Raw genomic sequence first — 19,988 nt, forward strand, 5'->3', positions numbered from 1 at the left:
CTTTCTTCTACCACCCGGATCTCTCTTTTCCGACTTATATAGGCTAACATGCCTGCCTAATCAATTTCAACCTTAACCTAAAACCTTGAATGAATTAACATGAATGCTAACGAATTCAGCGACCTGTTACAACGCTATCGCCTGGGAACCTGTTCTTCAGCGGAAAAAGAATGGATAGAAGGGTGGTACAACGAGCGACGCAATGATATATACAACCCGTTGAGGGAAGAAGAGGAAGACATGGTGGGCGAAAGAATTTACAGCAATGTTCAGGCTGTACTTAGCTCGGCACCCGCTGAAAAGGTAATACCCATATGGCGTTCAAAAAGAATGTGGTGGGTAGCTGCCGGTACCATGATGTTAATGGCTACTGCGGGTTATTTTCTTGTAACCCGTAAAGATCCGGTACCGGTAATTGTTCAAACCCCTAAACCCGAAACACGACCCGTGATGCCGGGCGGGAATAAAGCGCTCTTAACCTTGGGAGACGGTTCTGTGATCGTGCTCGACAGTGCTGCTAATGGTGCCCTCTCCCTGCAGGGAAAAACCATCGTGCTGAAAAAGCAGGATGGTCAGCTGGTCTATCAATCCCAGCACAATGGTAATCAGGATGCCGTTGCCTGGAATGCTATCAGCACCCCGCGGGGGGGACAGTATCAGGTGGTTTTGCCTGATGGCACCAAAGTATGGTTGAACGCGGTTTCCTCTTTGCGCTTTCCCGCCGGCTTCACAGGAAAGGAACGGGTAGTGGAACTAACCGGCGAGGCATATTTTGAAGTGAACCACAACAATTTGCCTTTCATTGTAGAGATCATTTCTGCTACCGGCAGACCAGGAGGCGGCAAAGTGAAAGTGCTGGGAACTCATTTTAACATCAAGGCTTATTTAGATGAGTCTTTAATAAAAACAACCCTTCTTGAAGGATCGGTGGATATGACCAGTACTCAAAGCCATTATGTGTTGAAACCCGGACAGCAAGCCCAATTACATAAAAACGGAATAATGTCATTGGATGAACATGCAGATGTAGAAGAGGCGGTTGCCTGGAAGGATGGCCGCTTTGTTTTCAATGAAGCCAGTGTGGAAACCGTAATGCGGGAAATAGCAAGATGGTACGATGTGGAAATAGTGTATGCCGGGAAAGTGCCTGACGAAAAGCTGGAAGGAGAAATACCACGCAACAGCAACATAACAGAAGTATTTAAAATACTCGAGCTGAGTAATGTGCATTGTAAAATAGAAGGAAGAAAGATAACAGTACTGCCATGAAATGACAATCACAAGGATAAACCATGAACCTTGTATATTAACTGCTTAACCCAATTGTTCAATAAAACCAAAACTGTCACAAGCATGAGAAAAAACCTGATTTGACTGTACTACTAACTGCCATAAAAAAGGAAGCCGGAAGCGCTGGAACGCAACCGGCCGAATTTGGGCAAACTCTCTAAAAGCGTCGAAACTGTTATTTGTTTACCCAATTTTAAAAGTATGATTTTTACCATTCTTTACCAAGCTGTGCGCATACCACAGCGGGTAAAGTCCAAAACTATTCTGGTTATGAAGTTAACCGCTGTTTTCATATTGGCGGGCTTCCTACAGGTATCTGCTGCGGGTTTTTCACAAACGGTATCCGTTACCAAAGAGAACATTCCTTTGCAGAAGCTTTTCCGGGAAATTAAAAAGCAAACCGGCTATGTGTTTTTTTATAACATGCGGCTGTTGCAGAAAACGCATCCCGTAAGCATTGATGTTAAAAGCAAGGGCCTGAGAGAAGTGCTTGATCTGGTTTTTGAATCACAACCTGTTACTTACAGTATTGTGAATAAAACCATTGTGGTAAACGACAGAGCACCGTTGCCTGTTCCTGCTGAAGTGAAGCAGGTTGATACGGTCCCTGCCATCGATATTCACGGTAAGGTGATCGATGCTGTATCGGGGACACCGGTAGCGGGCGCCAACGTAGTGATAAAAGGAAGTAACGCGGGTGTGGTTACTGATGCTGCTGGTAATTTCGTTATCAGGGCCAAACCTGGCTCCAGGCTGTTGATCAGTTATGTGGGTTTCGAAGGGATAGAAGTGACTGCAAAGGATAGCCAGCTGTCGGTTAAGTTAAGGGCGAATACTCCCATGACTGATGTAGTGATCACCGGTTACCAGCAGATCAAAAAAGAGAGCTATACCGGTAATGCGGTTACGGTGACTGGAGAGGAGTTGAAGCGCGTTAACCCCAATAATATGTTGCAAGCCATACAGGCTTATGATCCTTCTTTTCAGGTTGCACAAAACAATCTCCTGGGTTCCAACCCTAATTCCCTGCCGAGGGTGAACGTTCGTGGATCGGCTTCATTGCCCGTATCGAGCAGTGATGTGTTGACCCGTAATAACCTGGCTGGTAATGTAAACCTTCCTACTTTCATTCTGGATGGTTATGAAGTAAGTGTTGAAAAAGTATTCGATCTGGATGTGAACCGCATTCAAACCATTACTTTGTTGAAAGATGCTGCCGCCACTGCGGTATACGGTTCACGTGCGGCCAATGGCGTGCTGGTGATCACCACCAAAGCGCCGCAGGAAGGAAAACTGCAGTTGACCTATAGTTATGATGGTACCGTTTCAGCCCCTGATTTAACCGATTATCATGTGTTGAATGCCGAACAAAAGCTGGAGTATGAGCGACTGGCCGGTTTATACGAACCGGTGGGCAGCCGTACGAAAGATCAACAGGATTATCTGTATTATTCAAAGAGAGCGAATGTGCTGGCCGGTGTGAATACATACTGGTTATCGCAACCGGTAAGAACGGCATTTGGCAACAAGAATTCATTGTACCTGGAAGGTGGCAATGCCACCATTCGTTATGGTCTTGATCTGCGCTATCAAACCCAACCCGGTGTAATGAAGAAATCGGGCCGCGATCGCTATGGACTTGGCTCAGTGATCTCCTATGCCCCCAATAAAAAATTCATTTTCAGAAATACACTTACTGTTACGCAGGTAACAGGTAACGAATCGCCCTATGGCAGTTTTTCCAATTACGTGGCCATGAACCCCTATTACCCAAAAACAGATTCAAACGGCCATATTTTGCAGGCTGTGGATAGCTGGGTAATAGACACCAGGCTTACAGATAGCAGTCAGTACAAAAATCAAAGTGTATTGAACCCGGTGTACAATGGTACGCTCAGCAACTTTAACAGAACTAAATATACTGAGATCATTGAAGCGTTCAATGCTGACTGGAACATCACCAGTGCTTTACGGCTACGTGGGTTGGCCAGCGTTACCAAACGCAAAACAACTACCGATAAATTCATGTCGCCGCTGAGCAATGAGTTTTTCGATTACCCAACCGATAAGTTAAAAGAACGGGGTTCGTATATATACAGCACCGTGGATGAAAATGCCTTTGATGGTAGCCTCACTCTGAATTATAACAAACAACTGGGCGATCATTTCCTTAACCTGGCAGCCGGAGTAAATATGCGTACCGCCAGCACCGATGCCAGGGGGATCACCGCCATCGGTTTTTCAAACGACCGGTTCACCAATATCGCTTTTGCAAACAAGTATGCGGAAAATAGTTCACCCGATGCGAGCTATTATCTGGAAAGACTGTTTGGTTCGTTTATGTCATTGAACTATAGTTACCGCAATAAATACATGGCAGATCTGTCGGCCCGGTTAGATGGATCTTCAAAATTCGGTAATGAAAATAAAACGGCGCCGTTTTGGTCGTTTGGGCTTGGATGGAATGTGCATAAAGAAGACTTTATGCTGAACAGCGCCATCAGTACCCTGCGCCTGCGCGCCAGTACGGGGTTGACCGGTCAGGTTAACTTTGCCCCCTACCAATCGAAAACAACCTATGATTACTATACCAATAACTGGTATTCAACCGGAATTGGGGCCGCTGTAACCACTTACGGTAATGAAGCATTGAAGTGGCAAAAAACAGATAATTATGACGCTAGTATAGACCTTGGATTGTTCCGTGACAAACTGTACCTCAGTACAAGATTTTATCAAAAACTTACACACGGATTGCTGGCCGATGTCATTCTTCCCCCATCCACCGGTTTCAGTGCTTACAAAGACAACCTGGGTGATATGAGGAATACCGGGGTGGAAATGACGCTGAAAGTTACTGCCTATAAAAGCCGTAACTGGACGGTAAACCTGACTGCCAATATGGTGCGCAGCGAGAACAGGATCCTGAAAATATCCAATGCGCTGAAGACGTACAACGATAACATCGATGCTGAACAAACAAAAGACTACAAAGCCACTCCTTTGTTGCGTTATAATGAAGGTCAGTCGCTGAACACCATTTATGCCGTGCATTCACTGGGCATCGATCCCGAAAATGGTAAAGAGATCTACTTAAAAAGAGATGGCAGCCAGACTTATAACTGGGATGTAAAAGATGTGGTGCCGGTTGCTGACAATACACCATTTGCCTATGGCTATTTTGGCCCGAATATTACTTATAAGCGCTTTTTACTGAATGCGCTTTTCTACGCAAGATGGGGTGGAAAAGAGTATAACCAAACGATAGTAGACCGCATTGAAAATGCCAACCCCCGCTACAATGTTGACAGCAGGGTGCTGACCGACAGATGGAAAAAGCCGGGCGACCATTCCCTCTACAAAGACATCAGGTCGCAGGATGTTACGTATGTGTCTGACCGGTTTATTCAAAATGACAATGTGCTGGAATTGCAATCTGTATACCTGTCGTATGATTTTGAGAAACGGATCTACAGTAAACTCTCCATGCGCAATTTGCGGGTAGCCTTTACCATGAATGATCTCTGGCATTGGAGCACCATGAAGCAGGAGCGGGGGATCGATTATCCTTTTGCAAGGAGTTTCACATTTTCAATTCAAACAAGCCTCTAAATCTGGGATATGAAAAATTTTATATTGTTCACGATCGTAGTGTTGACATTATCGTCGTGTAAGAAATGGCTGGATGTAAGTCCCGTATCGCAAGTGTCGGCAGAGGAACTTTTTAAAACCGCTGAAGGATTTGAAGAAGCACTCTCCGGTGTATATACCAGTTGTACGAATATGAACCTGTATGGATTTGAATTGACTGGTGGTTTACCCGATGTGCTTGCTCAGAACTATACCATGACGTCGGGGTATGACTTTTTACATTATGAGAAATCAGCTGTTTATAATTATAACGACAGGTACTTTGTAGCAAAAAAAGATACCATATGGAGTGGGTTGTACAATGGCATTGCCAACTGCAACCTGTTGCTGGAAAATATAGAAAAACGCGGGGGCGTTTTAACAGCCGATCGTCGTCAACTGATCAAAGGGGAAGCGCTGGCATTGAGAGGATACCTCCATTTTGATCTGTTGCGTTTATTTGCCCCTTCCTATAAAAGTAATCCTGGCGCCTCCCTGATACCTTATGTTACCAGTTTTTCCAATAAGGTAACAAAGACCTCAACCGTAACAGAAGTGCTCACCAATATTGTAAATGACCTTACACAGGCTAAAGAGCTGCTGCGCACGGTTGATCCTATTATGAGCGGTTATAAGGTAGGTTACAATACTGATGTTCCTTCTACCGAAGAATCTTCTCAAAGTCTGTTTTTGCAGAACCGGCGCCACCGCATGAATTATTATGCTGTTTGTGGTGAGCTGGCCCGCGTGAACCTGTACCTTGAAAAAAAGACAGACGCCCTGAACAACGCCATGGAAGTGATCAATTCAAATGTATTTCCCTGGACCGCTGCGGCTGATTTTCAAAATTCCAAACTGGATCAAAAGGACCGGATCCTATACAAAGAGCTGCTGTTTGCCTGGTATGCTCCTAATATGAAAGACACCCTGTCCACCCGTTTTAATGTTGACCTCAAAGGTCTGGTAACAGAAAAGAACACGGGTAGTTTGCTTTATGAAGTGAAAGGCGCTGGTGCCGATGACCGCAGGTTCAAGGAATGGTATAAAGAAGTGAGCGGCGCATCTTCGTTCGATTGGTATCTGTTGCAAAAATACCAACGCGATCCTGATAACAACCGCCATTACCTGGTGATGCCGGCTTTGCGGCTTAGCGAAATGTATTACATCGCAGCAGAGTGTACTTACGAAACCAACCCCACAAAAGGAGTGGAATTGTTACAGGCTGTACGGGCTGCCCGGGGAATTACCAAAGCACTTACGGTGGCCTCACAGGAGGAGATGTTTCAGGAGTTGGTAAAGGAAGCCCGGAAGGAATTTTTCGGGGAAGGGCAGATCTTCTATATGTATAAAAGGTTGAACCGCTCCATTGTAAATTTTGCAGGCGGTAATGTGCCGCCGTCTGACAAGGTGTTTGTATGGCCTTTGCCCGTTAATGAAACTGAATTTGGAAACCATTAAACACAGCATGTAATTATGAAGAATATTACAATCCTGTTACTGGCAGTTGTTGTGGCGATGACCTCCTGTCATAAAGAAACAACGTTTACCTATAAAGCAGCCCCCGGTATTTTTTTCAACCTGGAAGTCGTGCATGCAAGCGACAGCATTTTATATACGTTCGCCTACCATCCGGAATTGACACAAGATACAGCATGGGTGCCCGTGCAGATCTCCGGCGACCGTGACTCCGTTAATGATAGAAAGTTTGTGATGGAAGTAGTGAATGACTCCACTACAACTGCTGTAGCAAACAAACATTACGAGCCTCTGAAAAGCGAGTACATTATGAAAGCGGGTAAGGGTGTTGCCCTGGTGCCGGTGATCCTGTACAATACAGATACAAACATGTCTAAACGCCCTTTTGCGGTGACGCTTCGATTAAAACAAACTCCTGATTTCAGCACCGCGCTCGATAAGCCGATCATTACCACCCGGGTGGTGGTATCAAGCCGGCTGGAAAAACCTAATTGGTGGGATATGTGGATAAAAAGCAGCTATTCACAGGTGAAGCATCAGTTGTTCAGGCTGGCGGCCACTACTGATGAATTGACGCTGGATGGTTCCATGGCGCCTTTGTACCTGTTTTATGTAGATCAGTTGAAAGCGTTGATGGCAAGCCCTCAAACCTGGAAAAAAAATCATCCTGACAAAGGATATAACCTTGACCTCAGGCCGGATGGTAATTATGATTTTTATCCTGTTGCCAATCCAACAAAAATTATCCCGTACGTGAAGGATTCCCAAACCGGTCAGTATTTTTTTATTGATGAAACGGGTAGCAAAGTGATCTAGTTTAACCCATTAAAAACTTTCTCATGAAGCGAATAATACTGGTGCTGCTGGTTGCTGTTGCAATGGTACAGCAGGCTTGTTATAAAGATAAAGGCAATTACGATTATCATACGCTGGATATACCGGTAGTAACAAATTTTGATACCCTGTATACGGTTTTAATTGGCGATACACTGCGGATCAGTCCAACGGTAACCGTTGCCAATCCCAATATAAAGTTGGGTTATGAATGGCGCATTATGATGCCGCTTGAAATGCGCGATACCACTATTTATGGCAGGGAGTTGAAAATGTTGTACAGTCTGAAGCCCGATAAATACTCCACCCGGTTAACGATCATCGACAGTACGAACGGGATGAAGTTCTATCATGAAACTACCATCGCGGGTGAAACACCCTATTCAAGGGGTACAATGATCCTGAGTGCAGTTGGTGGTACCTCACAACTCACCTTTGTGAAGCCCGATGGAACTATAGAAACAGATGTTTACCGTAGGTGGAATGGAGCCAGTTTGCCAGGTAAACCACTGCAAATTATAAACCTGTTCAAAGAGCATATTGATCCGCCGCCGGCCATGGGTTACTGGGCCACCTTTGATGATACAAACGACGGGGGCATGCACATAGCAAGCAATACGCTGGTGAGAATAAAATCGTTGCGGGATAATTACTTTGAAACGCCCGACTCTGCAAAACCAGGTTTTCTGGAAACTACTACAGACGGGGTATTGAGAGGCGTGGTAAATGGGAAGTTGATGGTAGGTTCTTCTTACACCTTTTATGGCGCTGAGATCTATGGAATGTTCAGCCTGCCTCCGGCAGGTGATTACAACTTATATAAATCAGCTGCCTTTTATCCAGGACCGCCTTACATTATAGGCTACGACGTCGACAAGAAACAGTTTGTGACCTTTACCAATTTTGGACAGGTGGCCTATACGGGGACCAATTATCAAACAACCCAAACGGCAATATTCGATCCCAAGGACGTCCAATTAGACCTGTTGCATTTTCAACTGATCAATAATACTAACTGTTTTGCATTTGGTAAAGCGGCTGATGGTACCGTATATGAATTGAAATTCGGCTCCACGTTTATTGGCGTTGTGTTATTTCAAACTACCTATAAACGGCCATTCCCGCAGCAGTCGCTTATTACTCCCACCACTAAATGGGCTGCTTTAAATGATGAAGTGTTTTATTTTACCAGCAATGATAAGATCTACCGGTACAACCCATTAAACCAGGATATACAGCCCCTCGCTGCTGATTTTGGCGGCAAGGCTGTTACTATGATCAAGAAAATTGATGATAACACCCTGATCTCCGCTGTTGACGGAGCTGTGTATTTCCTCGATATCAGTACCGGTAAGTTCGGCAACATAATCAAAACAATTGCCGGTGTTCCCGGAACGCCGGTAGATGTTGTTATTAGAAAATAATTATTTAATTATAATAAAACGATAGATGAACAAGACCTCTCTGAGACCATTCCTGCTGAAAGCAATCGCGTTGGTGCTGATCGCCAATAATGCAGTAGCACAAAAAAAAGCCCCCCAGTTTGTGATCACCGCAAAGGTGGCGCATATGACTGATAGTGTGGTATACCTCAACTACGGTACCATGGGCTCCTCTAAAACAGATACCGTAAAAGCTATCAATGGCAGCTTTAGCTTTAAAGGACATGTAGAAGAGCCCGTTCCCGGCTTTATTTTCACAAAGACCTATAAAGTAAAGATCGAACTGTTTGTCACCAATACGCCGATCTCTATAGTAGGCGATGTTGACTCCATGTACAATACCAAAGTAACCGGTAAAGGTGTTACCCAGGAGTTTGAGGCGTTTAGCCAAAAGCTAATGGATAACCGGAAGAGAACAATAGCCCTTTATCAAAAGGCCTATGACCTGAAACAATCCGGTGACAGTGTAGCTGCAAAAGCCCTTCAGGCAAAAGCCGACAGCCAGTATAACTGGGAGTTCAAAGCCCGTATTGCATACCCTTCCGAACATCCAAATAGTTATGTAGGCGCCAAGGAATTGTTGGCTTATACCAGCACCATTACACTTCCTGCTGCTATTAAAGTGTTCGATAAGCTGGACCCATCGATCAAAAACTCCAATATCGGCAAAGAGATCGCTGCCCGCATCGATCTGTTAAGCAAAGTAGAAGAAGGAAAACCAGCTCAGGAGTTTACTCAAACAACCCCCGATGGCAAGTCTGTTACGCTGTCTTCCTACAAAGGCCGTTATGTGTTGATCGAGTTCTGGGCAAGCTGGTGCGGACCCTGCCGGGCTGAGAACCCCAACCTGCTGAAACAATACAAACTGTACAACAGCAAAGGTTTCGATATCCTGAGTGTATCGCTCGATAAAGACAAAGAACCCTGGTTGAAAGCTGTAGAACATGACGCATTACCCTGGACACAGGTATCTGACCTCAAAGGCTGGAACAATGAAGTAGCGGTATTATATGGTATCCGCGCCGTGCCTGCCAGTTTTCTCGTAGACCCTTCCGGTAAGATCGTTGCCACCGGTTTACGTGGTGAGACCCTGAACCAAAAGTTGGAATCGCTTTTTGGAAAGACCAACTAACGCGTACATTAACAACATGGAAAGCCAAATATAACCCCGCCCTTCACCCCCAAACGACGTTCAGTCGGGCGGGCACTGACCTGAAAATCTGCTCAAGGCGTCCCGATCCATATCGGGACGTTTTTTTATGTCATTACATGCCGGCCCTGTTCTCCTCTTCATTTTTGTTTAATTGTTTGGCCTTGTAAGTAGACTTGCCAAAGCTGTAACTTACCGTTAATACCACTCTTCTTAGACCGAACCAATGCGCGAGCCGATTATCGATAATGCTTTTCTCCCTGAAAATGCGCTGGATCCGGTAGGTGTTAAAGATGTCATTGTAATTGAGTTTGGTATTCAATCTGCCCTTCAACCAAGACCGTTGGAGGCTGAGGTCTATATATGAGACCGGTCTTCCAAAGTAAAGTCCATCGCCGGCGGGGGAGCTGTAATAATAATCTACATCGAATGTAAATCCTTTTGGTAAGGTAAATACCTGGCTGCCACTAATGGTAAACCAGGTGATGGGTATGGTATAAGTTACGCCATGATAGGGTGTTTGATCTTTTCTGTAATAACCACCAATATTATTGCTCATACACCACCATTTGTTAACCACCAGGGGAATGCTTGTTTCAATATTGGCAAAGTCATTGTACGGCAGGTTCCTGCCGAGATATGCCAGGATGTTGGTGGTGGCATCGTATTCTGGGTATCGCGTCATCGGGTCTTTTTCCCGCCCTAAAGTAGCAGATACTGTAAACGCTTTCTGTGAATAGGAAATTGAAAGTGCATTGGTCTTGGAGGGTAATAGTAAAGGATTGCCTATCCAGTAATTGAGCGGACTAAAATAAAAACGAAAAGGATTCAAAAAAGGGAAGGTGGGGCGCGTGATCCGCCGGCTTACGGATAAATTTAACTGTTGATTTGGGGTAAGGTCATACGTTATATTGAGGCTGGGCAGCCAGGTTAAATAATTTCTTTTAGTGACTGCTTCCAGCGTAACCGCATTGGCTATGCTGTGCGTATGCTCAGCGCGCAACCCGGCGGTGAGGTTAAATTTATTCAGTTTTCGTTCATAGGTAAGATATCCGGCATAAACATTTTCATCGTACTGAAATGTATTGGTGCGGTTGCTGTCGGTCACAAACTGGTTAGCAGTGTTCAGTGTATCATAATGCAAACTATTACGGGTAGCAGTAAGTGCCAACTTGGCGCCCGCGCGCCATTTTCCTTTACCCAGTTCTCCCGACAGATCAGCCTGGGCGGTACGGATAAAAATATCGTTTTTCATCCTGGTTTGCCAGTATTCCAGCAGGTCACCAGTAAGCGCATTTTTGTTTTGAATGTCTTCACCCTGACGGTTCCCGATCGATGCCAGGGAAGTCAAGACCTGTAATTGCGTTCTTCCCCAGCGGGCTGTATAGTTCAGATTGGCGGCGTAGTTGTGTTGCTCGGGATCGGCATCGTTGTTACTGGTGGTACTGAACGCCACCTGTTTGGCCAGCGAATCGGTTGCGTGCAGCGTGTTGAAGGAATTCATGGTGCGGTTAATATGGCTTGTTCGCAGTAATAATTCCAGCTGCTGATCTTTTTTTACCACATATTCCATCCCTAATTGAATGGAGTAATTGTTATTGTGGGTAACCATTTTTGTGTTGGTTGCCATAATGTTGGCATTGGCCAGATGTTGCAGGGCATTGTACCGACGAACTGTAGTGCCTGTTGTGTAACCTACGCGGGCGGTGTAAGCTAGTTTTTTTGTTTTATACGTGAACAGGCCGTTATTATCGGCTTGGCGGTAGTTGTTTTGCTGCAGGCTGGTGCTTACCATTCCCTTCCAGCCCAGGGTCATATCTGGTTTTAATTTTATATTGATGATGCCTTTGTATTCCCCGTCATATTGAGAAGAAGGATTGTTGATCACTTCAATGGCGGCTATCATGTCGGGTGACAGGTTGGTAAGATAATGCTGCCATTCTTCGGCGCTCATGTTCATGGGTTTGCCATCGATAAAAACAGCGGGTGTTACTCTACCCGATAGCAGCAGTGACCCATCGCCACCCACTTCCAGTCCGGGCAGTTTTTTCAGTACATCCATGGCATTGGCTGCCGTTTTAAAGAGTTTGTTCCCGGCGATGGTCATCACCAGTTTACCCGCTTCGCGTTGATAGGTTGGCCGCACAACTTCTACTTCTTTTAACAATTTGTGCCTGATCGTATCAGCCGGTTTTGGGGATAGCGTGTCCTGGGCCTGAATAGTAAAACCACCGCATAATAGCAGTACAACCAATAGAAAAGATCTTTCCATTATTAGCATTTACACAAACCTAATAATGGTAGAAAAAGGTGGAGTTTGGTTTTGCGAAATCAGACGTACGGAATTATAAAACCATACGCTGAATAAGCGCAAACCAACTGTGATCAACGGGTTATTTATAATCCGTTTTCGCTATGCTTTCTTTGAAAAGCGCCGGAGTAGTATCTTTTATTTTCTTGAATGCTGTGTAAAATGTGCTCTTTGAGTTGAAGCCCACTTCGTAACCAATGGCTTCTAACGTGAGCAGGTCATTGGTCTTGATCAGTTTGCAGGCTTCATTGATCCGGTATTCGTTTATGTAAGTAGAAAAGCTTTTGCCCAAATTATCATTCAATAGTTGCGATAGCAGGTGAGCGGAGATATTGATGGTTTGGGCCAGGTCGCTTAGTTTAAGATTGGGGTCTTTGTACAACTCCTTATCATGTAGGGCCTTTTCCAGTTTTTCGCTCCATATCTGTGCATCGGTGGCCGCAATTTTCTTTTTTTCGGGTTTATCAGCCGGAGGCTGAACGGGATGCAGTAAATTTTCTATTTGTGCACTGTGCAAATAAAAGAAAATAGTGAGGTATAAAAAGAAGGAGAAGGCCAGAGAGCCACAGATATAAATTCCATATATTACCCTGAACAAGGCCAGCAGGTAAACCACAAAAACGAACAGATTACCTCCATAGACCAGTAGCCAGAATTTTTCGGTAGTTTTTAAGGAGTACGTCCGGGTAAAAGCGTTTTTTATAACCGGTGTCAGCAAAGAGCCTGAAATAGCCAGGTATATCAGCCATTGCCCGTAAATAACATATACAATGATATTGTTCCAAATATGAGGGAAGGACTTGTAAGGCACATCGATCCCGCCTATTAATAAAATAGCCATCAGAATGCCCCAGTGCCATTTCCAGGAAAGAGGAATCCGGCTAACGCCATTTAATGATGATTTCAGGAAATGATAGAGCGCAGGACCAATTAAAAAACAGGCCGAGAGTCCGGCCTGCAGACAAACTTTGGGCAGCAGGGGATTGAAATACAAAAATACCGATTTGGCCACCCGTAAACTGATTGCCAGCAGCAACAAACCCAGGAAAAACGCAGGTATTGACCGGCCTTTTTTGCTGATAAAAAGATACCCGCTCAGTATAATGCCATTAACAGCGCCCAGGGCGCTAACGAGAAACAATATTTGCTGACCGATGTTCATGATAAGCCAAATTAATGATTTACTGGTAACAATGGACCCTGCTTTATTTGATCTGCCAACTTTGGCGGATAAAAGGCGGCGCTTACATTTGTAATTATTTAATGAGGAATAGGGAATGGGCAATGGGCAATGGGAGAAAGGCAGACGGCAAACGGCAGACGGCAAACGGCAAACGGCAGCGGGCAGAAATAATCCAAGGATGCTAAGACCTGTAAGGTTCGCCATTTGAGCTTGCAATTTTAGTAGGTCTATGCGATCCTGACAGGTCTTGTTTTATCGATAGAAGGTAGAAGGTAGAATACAGACGGCAGACGGCAAACGGCAGACGGCAAACGGCAAACGGCAGACGGCAAACGGCAGACGGCAGCGGGCAGAAATAATCCAAGGATGCCAAGACCTGTAAGGTTCGCCATTTGAGCTTGCAATTTTAGTGGGTCTATGCGATCCTGACAGGTCTTGTTTTATCGATAGAAGGTAGAAGGTAGAATACGACGGCAAACGGCAAACGGCAAACGGCAAACGGCAGACGGCAGACGGCAAACGGCAGCGGGCAGAAATAATCCAAGGATGCTAAGACCTGTAAGGTTCGCCATTTGAGCTTGCAATTTTAGTGGGTCTATGCGATCCTGACAGGTCTTGTTTTATCGATAGAAGGTAGAAGGTAGAATACGACGGCAAACGGCAAACGGCAGACGGCAAACGGCAGACGGCAGCGGGCAGAAATAATCCAAGGATGCTAAGACCTGTAAGGTTCGCCATTTGAGCTTGCAATTTTAGTGGGTCTATGCGATCCTGACAGGTCTTGTTTAGCGTCGTCGGGACCCACTCACAACTGACCACTCACCACTCACATTTCAATTTGGAACTAAAACTATGAACTATATACGTAAATATTTTACAATCATCCTGGTATTCATTAATTGTTTGTTCTGTGGTGTTTCCGGTATTTGTCAGCCCGTAAATGGGGTCAGCGTTCTTGATAGTGTAAAGACCTACATGGAGAAAAATTATGTTGGTTTCACAGATAAAGTATCAATCAGGTCCTTAAAAAGTTATTGGGAATATAACCGCCAGGCGTATGCCTATGCAAAGCTGGCCCGCTCAAAGGCCGACTGTTACTTTGTTATTGATTACTGGCTCGATTTTTTTAAAGACAATCATATTTATCTAAGAATTCCCCCACCGGATACAGTGGAAACGATAAAGCTGGATAAAAAATATTTGAGACAGGTAGCCGATAAGAACGTCGTTGAAGGGATCTATTATAATATTGACTCAGTATACAAGGTCGCCGTCATCAAAAGTAAAAAGGGGGTGCGTTCGTATGTGGGCGTGATACTGGAATCACGCGCACCCAACTGGAAACCAGGGCAGGTTAAGTTTGAACTGATGGAAACGGGGCAAGATCAGTTTAAAGGGATCTGGTATCTGCGTAATCACAGCGCTTATATTTCCACGATGCCCGATAGTCTGCAGAAAGGACTGTCCTCGGAGGGCTGGTTTAAAAATGGGATAGTCCCTACTTCAACACCCAGTAAGCCTTTGTTTGAAGAAGAGCAACAGGCAAATACATTCTATAGAAAGCTGAATGACTCCACGGGTTATTTACGTATTAAGACCTTTGATCTTTTTGAAGCAAAGCACATAGATTCTGTGATAAGGACCAACCTGGAAAGTATTCAAACCATGCCAAAGCTTGTTATTGACCTGAGAAACAATGGCGGCGGTGGCGATCGGTCTATGTCATTTCTGCAACCCATTATTTATACCAACCCGGTAAAAAGTATAGGAGTTGATCTGTTGTTAACCCGCGAGAATATTATTGCCTGGGAAAAAGCCATTTATAAGTACCGGACTGAGATCCCGAAGAAGGAATACGATCATCTGATGCAGTTGTTAAACCAGGGTAGGGGTAAGGAACGGTTCTTTGTTAATTTTTCACCAGATAATACCGATACGTTACCGGCAGTATGGCCAATGCCGGCAAAAGTGGCCATTGTTATAAATAAAGGATGCGGTAGTGCCACAGAAGAATTTTTGCTGTTGGCAAAACAAAGTAAAAAGGTGGTGTTGGCCGGAGAATTTTCCAAAGGGGTGCTTGACTATTCGAATGTTGTTGAAAAGGACTTTTACGACCCCGATTTTGAATTGCATTATTCCACCACGCGTTCAAGAAGGATCGATGTAGGGCTGGGCATTGATAATGTGGGCATACAGCCTGATATTCCGCTGGACCTGAGTAATATTACCTGGTTGAATGAATTGCTTATTAAGTTATAAACAAAAGCCCCCCGAAATGTCGGGAGGCTTTTATTTTTATATACGTATTAGACTTGTCAGGTTGAGCAGCCCTTTTTTGCCAAGGTGAGCCACCCTGTTACCTCGCTAAGGAGGAAGCCACTATTACGGGTGACCCACCTTTCAGGTTTTGTGTCTTGGTCCTTGTGTCTTTAGCCTTTCTTTTCTTCCCCCACCAGACAATAAAACCGGTAATGGGTAAGCTGCCGCTTATTAAACTAATAAGAAAGGCAATACACTTACCGGCAATTCCACCAATAGCGCCAACATGAATATCATAGTTCATGCGCACCAGTTTGTCGGCGGCGCTGCCTTCTTCAAATGGTTTATTGTACAGCGTTTTGCCTGGTATCTCCTGTAAGGTATACCGGTCAAAGTACCGCGTATGGTTTTTGTAAAAGGTGCCTTCCTGGGGATTGTAGGATGCCGTAATGGCATCACTTTGTTTTTGCGCAAAGGTGATCTGCAAACTGCCTTCGTTTGTATACCCACGACGCAGGTTAGCCCAAACACTGTCCTCCGGTGAATATAAAGCGGTTTGCTGGGGGATGTGCGTGGTGTCAGAGAATACCGTGCCTCTTCTTTCGGGAATTTGTTTGCCACCCGATGTCACCCAGTAAATGGATTTGGGTACCCATTTAAACCCAAAGTACAAACCGGTTATAGCGATGATGAGTGCGCCAATGAGCACATAAAAACCCAGTACATTGTGCAGGTCGTAGTTCACCCGTTTAAAAGAGGCTTTCCATTTTACTTTGAAACTCTTGTTTACATTGGCTTTCCGCAGGTTCTTTGGCCACCACATGATCAGTCCGGTGATCAGCAGCACCACAAAGATCATGGTGCCCCAGCAAACCACCTGTTGCCCGATCTCACGGGGCAGCCACAGGTTGTAATGACCCATGAGAATAATACGGAAGAAGTCTTTTTCCAGCGCTTTTGACTTTAATACCTTACCTGAATAGGGATTCAGGTACACCATCATATAGCCTGTTTTCTTATCGCGATAAGTGGCAAGTGCCGCCTTTCCTTTCCCAGGATACTGAACGGCATTGATCACCTTACCGGGTTTCCCCGCCTTATCACCGAACTGATGCAGTTCGGCGATGTGCCTGAGCGTAGAGGGTGACAGGTAAGGTTTTGCTTCAACAGGTACAAATTGATAGGGTTGGGTAACACTGCTGATCTCTTTTTGAAACGCGTATATACAACCGGTTATGCTAATTATAAATACGATGATCCCTGACACCAGTCCCAGCCATAAGTGCAACCAGTCATTGATGGTGCGAAAAAGTGATTTGCCGCGTTTTTTCGGGTTATTCATGTGCTGGCTAACTAGAATTTATAAGTTACGGTCATTCTCATGTTACGGCGTGCTTCTACTATATACGAGTAGTAGCTGGTATTTTTAGAAGGGTTGGTATCGAGCGAGGCTGCCGTTAATAATTTCCTGTTGTCGAGCAGGTTGTTCACCAGCATAGAGATACCGAATTTGTTCTTTTGGAAAGAAACCCCGGCATCGGCACGGAAATAATTAGGCATATTAGGAGTGGTGGTGGTGCCTACATAACGATCGGCCAACCATTGAATACCGCCATTTACGCCAAAGCCGTTGAGGGCGCCTTTACTGAAACGGTAGCTTAACCAGGCATTGGTCGTATGTGCGTTTGTATTGGGCGTTACATTACCTACTGTTTTGGTAGCTACATTGGGAGATTCTTTTGATATCTTGGAACTGGTGTACGCATAGTTGGCTACCAGGTTCAATCCTTTTGCCAGTTCACCATTAAGATCTAATTCCACACCTTTTGACTCGGTTTCACCCAGCTGTGTTTGGAAAGTGATGCTGCCATTTTGGTGGGCGGGATCTGTGTCGGGGGTTAACGCATTGGTACGGTTGATCTGGTAAACGCTCACACTGCTTACCCAGCGGCCACCAAACCATTCTTTTTTCACCCCAAATTCGATGTCGTTCCCTTTAATGGGTTGGAAGGCATTGCCGGCAAAATCGGTACCAGGCACGGGCACAAACGACTGGTCATACAATCCGTATACAGATGTTTGTTTGTCGATGGAGTAACTGATCCCGCCGCGGGGTGAAAATACCTGGTCTTTTATATCGGTTTTTTTGGATTTACCAACGGTTTCGGCATACGTGAAACGCAAGCCAAGTGATACGCGTAAGTTATTGTTGAAGAAACCCAGCTCGTCCTGAACATAGGCAGATGCATAATTGGTGTAGGTAGCATAAGCGGTAGAGCCGGAACGGGTGCGGATGTTCACTGAACGATCGAAGTTAGGAATGGAATCCATAGATAACCCATAAATAGGGTTGTACACATTAAAGATCGGTTCATACAACGGACCAGTAGCGGAATCTCTTATCCTGGCAAAACGAATGTTGGGGTTGCCTGAGCGGAAATCGCCCCAGAATTTTTTGTTACCGAAATCCAGTCCACCCAAAATACGGTGGCGAACGCTGCCGGTTTGTTCTTCGCCAGCAATCGAAAGTTGTGCAAAACGGTTTTCACCGGCTTCATCGCCGATATTATAATAACGGCTCATGTTACCCGCTGAGTCAAGGCTGTTTGCCCACACACTGCCGCTGGCCATGGCAAAGTTGAAATAGGCTACCTGCGCATGTGCTTTCCAGTGATCGTTCAATTGGTGATCGAGGTAAACGTATGCACTGTGGTCTCTGATCTTTCCGGGTGGTAATGAGGGATCGCCATAGAAGAAATCATTCGCTACGTTTTCATCAGCCAGTTTTACTTTAGAGAAGGAATAGTTACCGTTCGACAGGAATTTAATAGCCTGGTAAGTATATTCAACAGTAACGGATGTTTTGTCGTCTATCTGGTATTTAACAACGGGTGCTACCATTACCCGGTTGTTGAAATTGAATTTGGTGTGATAGTCTTTTTGCTGACCGGCCAGGTTAAGGCGGTACAATAAGCGGCCATCTTTACTTAGTTTGCCATCGAAGTCGAGGGCAGCGCGATAGGTGCTGAAGCTGCCCGCACTCATGCTAACAGACTGGTGTGATGAACCTGTTGGTTTTTTAGTTACTACATTGTAAAAACCGCCAGGCTCGCCCGCTGCCAGCATAAAACCGGCGGGTCCTTTTACGAATTCGATATTCTCGATCATGGCGGCATCTTCTGCCGTAGGGCCCCAGCTGGCTTCGATGTTCATGCCATTGCGGAAAGCGGGGATCTTGGAACCACGCATGCGAATGTTGGCATATTGGTTATCCCAGTGGCCCAAACGCGATACGCCGCTTACGTTGCGGGTAATGCCATCCACTATATCATATATCTGTTGATCAGCCAGGGTGCGTTTGCTGATCACCTGAATGTTCTGGGGTGTTTCAAGGATTGAGCTGGGCAAACGAAGCGAGGAAGACACGCGGTCAACTTTATAGCGGCCGCCAGAGCTGATCACTACTTCGGCCAGTTGCGCATCGGATAATTCCAGTTTGAAGGAAATATTACTTTGCTTGCCATTTTCTGTCAGTACCACGGTTGTTTCCAGTGGCTTGAAACCTTTTACGGTTACATTTATATGATAAGTGCCGGCAGGCAGGTTTTTAAAAATATAGAAACCACTTTCGGTAGTAAGGGTCATTTTGTCGGTACCTGCCAGTTGAACGGCTACGCTTTCGGCGGGTTCGTTATCGTTTGTAAGCACCTGGCCGGAAATAACACCTTTATTGGTGTTTATGACCTGTGCCTGCAAGGACAGCGATACAATAAGGCAAAAGAAGATCTGTAACGCAGCAGACAATAGTCTCCTGCATTGTTGGTTTGAACAATTCATAATACGTAAGGTTACTATCGGGTGATTAAATCGGAGCGCAAAAGTATTCGCGGATTAAATGTTAAGGTTACGCTTTTGGGAATTGCATTTATGTAATTAGGAAAAAATTAAGTGGGGAGGTTAATACGTTGACAGGGAAAGCTTGTTGATAGGGGTGATAAGGTTGATAAGGGAAGTAAGAAGTAGGAGGTATGAAGTAGACCGAAGAAAGGTACCGAGCCGAAGGCGAGAAATGAATTTGCCCTGATCAGCCAATTGGCGAAGAGAAAGTGGTTTTCACCACTGCCCATTGCCCACTGCCCATTGCCTTTTCCTACTGCTTACTGCCTACTGCCTTTCCCGGTCCTGAGCGCAGCGAAGGACCATCTCTGCCTTCTGCCGTCTGCCGTTTGCCGTCTGCCGTCTGCCGTCTGCCGTCTGCCGTTTGCCGTCTGCCGTCTGCCGTCTGCCGTCTGCCGTCTGCCGTCTGCCGTCTGCCGTCTGCCGTCTGCCGTCTGCCCTCTGCCGTTCCTGCATTGCCTATTGCCCACTGCCCACTTCCCATTGCCTATTGCCCTTTTTTGCCGTTCTTTGCAA

12 protein-coding genes are annotated in these 19,988 nt (G+C 45.4%); 7 read left to right on the plus strand and 5 right to left on the minus strand.

The features are described from left to right. The first annotated feature begins 99 nt into the window (after nucleotides 1-99). From J7I42_RS21950 to J7I42_RS21975, 6 genes are all read left to right on the plus strand, one after another. Nucleotides 100-1,269 carry a FecR family protein gene (locus J7I42_RS21950; RefSeq protein WP_209141023.1) on the plus strand — a complete coding sequence of 390 codons (1,170 nt, stop codon included), beginning with the start codon at nucleotides 100-102 and terminating at the stop codon, nucleotides 1,267-1,269. Nucleotides 1,270-1,560: 291 nt separating this feature from the next. After that, nucleotides 1,561-4,902: a SusC/RagA family TonB-linked outer membrane protein gene (locus J7I42_RS21955; protein WP_209141024.1), complete on the plus strand. Its 3,342-nt coding sequence runs from the start codon at nucleotides 1,561-1,563 to the stop codon at nucleotides 4,900-4,902. A gap of 9 nt (nucleotides 4,903-4,911) precedes the next feature. Next, a complete protein-coding gene (locus tag J7I42_RS21960; RefSeq protein WP_209141025.1) occupies nucleotides 4,912-6,378 on the plus strand; it encodes a RagB/SusD family nutrient uptake outer membrane protein in 1,467 nt (488 codons plus the stop codon). Between the two features lie 15 nt (nucleotides 6,379-6,393). Further along, entirely contained in the window at nucleotides 6,394-7,212 is an 819-nt protein-coding gene (locus J7I42_RS21965) for a DUF4843 domain-containing protein (protein WP_209141026.1), read from the plus strand. A gap of 23 nt (nucleotides 7,213-7,235) precedes the next feature. Continuing rightward, on the plus strand, nucleotides 7,236-8,654 hold the full coding sequence (locus tag J7I42_RS21970) for a PKD-like family lipoprotein (protein WP_209141027.1): 1,419 nt from the start codon (nucleotides 7,236-7,238) through the stop codon (nucleotides 8,652-8,654). A 25-nt stretch (nucleotides 8,655-8,679) separates the two neighbouring features. Then, the gene (locus tag J7I42_RS21975) at nucleotides 8,680-9,804 is read left to right on the plus strand and encodes a TlpA disulfide reductase family protein (RefSeq protein ID WP_209141028.1); all 1,125 of its coding nucleotides are present in this window, start codon (nucleotides 8,680-8,682) and stop codon (nucleotides 9,802-9,804) included. A gap of 133 nt (nucleotides 9,805-9,937) precedes the next feature. Here the strand turns inward: J7I42_RS21975 and J7I42_RS21980 are convergent, their stop codons facing one another. After that, nucleotides 9,938-12,094 (minus strand): TonB-dependent receptor domain-containing protein, encoded by a 2,157-nt coding sequence (locus J7I42_RS21980; RefSeq protein WP_209141029.1) that lies wholly within the window; start codon nucleotides 12,092-12,094, stop codon nucleotides 9,938-9,940. Nucleotides 12,095-12,215: 121 nt separating this feature from the next. After that, nucleotides 12,216-13,520, minus strand: coding sequence for a helix-turn-helix domain-containing protein (locus J7I42_RS21985; RefSeq protein WP_209141030.1), 1,305 nt, complete (start codon nucleotides 13,518-13,520; stop codon nucleotides 12,216-12,218). Between the two features lie 648 nt (nucleotides 13,521-14,168). On the opposite strand from J7I42_RS21985, the gene J7I42_RS21990 reads away from it, so the two are divergent. Then, nucleotides 14,169-15,575, plus strand: coding sequence for a S41 family peptidase (locus J7I42_RS21990; protein ID WP_209141031.1), 1,407 nt, complete (start codon nucleotides 14,169-14,171; stop codon nucleotides 15,573-15,575). A 97-nt stretch (nucleotides 15,576-15,672) separates the two neighbouring features. On the opposite strand, the gene J7I42_RS21995 is transcribed toward J7I42_RS21990, so the two are convergent. From J7I42_RS21995 to J7I42_RS22005, 3 genes are all read right to left on the minus strand, one after another. Further along, entirely contained in the window at nucleotides 15,673-16,917 is a 1,245-nt protein-coding gene (locus J7I42_RS21995) for a PepSY-associated TM helix domain-containing protein (RefSeq protein WP_209141032.1), read from the minus strand. Between the two features lie 11 nt (nucleotides 16,918-16,928). Continuing rightward, entirely contained in the window at nucleotides 16,929-19,412 is a 2,484-nt protein-coding gene (locus J7I42_RS22000; RefSeq protein WP_209141033.1) for a TonB-dependent receptor, read from the minus strand. Nucleotides 19,413-19,725: 313 nt separating this feature from the next. Further along, a complete protein-coding gene (locus J7I42_RS22005) occupies nucleotides 19,726-19,956 on the minus strand; it encodes a hypothetical protein (RefSeq protein WP_209141034.1) in 231 nt (76 codons plus the stop codon). Between the last annotated feature and the right edge of the window lie 32 nt (nucleotides 19,957-19,988).

The sequence above is a fragment of the Niastella soli genome, assembly GCF_017742245.1.
Lineage (GTDB): Bacteria > Bacteroidota > Bacteroidia > Chitinophagales > Chitinophagaceae > Niastella > Niastella soli.

Excerpts from the sequence above, each read along its gene's own strand:
- J7I42_RS21950 (WP_209141023.1), top strand. The coding sequence starts at position 100 with ATGAATGCTAACGAATTCAGCGACCTGTTACAACGCTATCGCCTGGGA.
- J7I42_RS21955 (WP_209141024.1), top strand. The coding sequence starts at position 1,561 with ATGAAGTTAACCGCTGTTTTCATATTGGCGGGCTTCCTACAGGTATCT.
- J7I42_RS21960 (WP_209141025.1), top strand. The coding sequence starts at position 4,912 with ATGAAAAATTTTATATTGTTCACGATCGTAGTGTTGACATTATCGTCG.
- J7I42_RS21965 (WP_209141026.1), top strand. The coding sequence starts at position 6,394 with ATGAAGAATATTACAATCCTGTTACTGGCAGTTGTTGTGGCGATGACC.
- J7I42_RS21970 (WP_209141027.1), top strand. The coding sequence starts at position 7,236 with ATGAAGCGAATAATACTGGTGCTGCTGGTTGCTGTTGCAATGGTACAG.
- J7I42_RS21975 (WP_209141028.1), top strand. The coding sequence starts at position 8,680 with ATGAACAAGACCTCTCTGAGACCATTCCTGCTGAAAGCAATCGCGTTG.
- J7I42_RS21980 (WP_209141029.1), bottom strand. The coding sequence starts at position 12,094 with ATGGAAAGATCTTTTCTATTGGTTGTACTGCTATTATGCGGTGGTTTT.
- J7I42_RS21985 (WP_209141030.1), bottom strand. The coding sequence starts at position 13,520 with ATGGCGAACCTTACAGGTCTTAGCATCCTTGGATTATTTCTGCCCGCT.
- J7I42_RS21990 (WP_209141031.1), top strand. The coding sequence starts at position 14,169 with ATGAACTATATACGTAAATATTTTACAATCATCCTGGTATTCATTAAT.
- J7I42_RS21995 (WP_209141032.1), bottom strand. The coding sequence starts at position 16,917 with ATGAATAACCCGAAAAAACGCGGCAAATCACTTTTTCGCACCATCAAT.
- J7I42_RS22000 (WP_209141033.1), bottom strand. The coding sequence starts at position 19,412 with ATGAATTGTTCAAACCAACAATGCAGGAGACTATTGTCTGCTGCGTTA.
- J7I42_RS22005 (WP_209141034.1), bottom strand. The coding sequence starts at position 19,956 with ATGGGAAGTGGGCAGTGGGCAATAGGCAATGCAGGAACGGCAGAGGGC.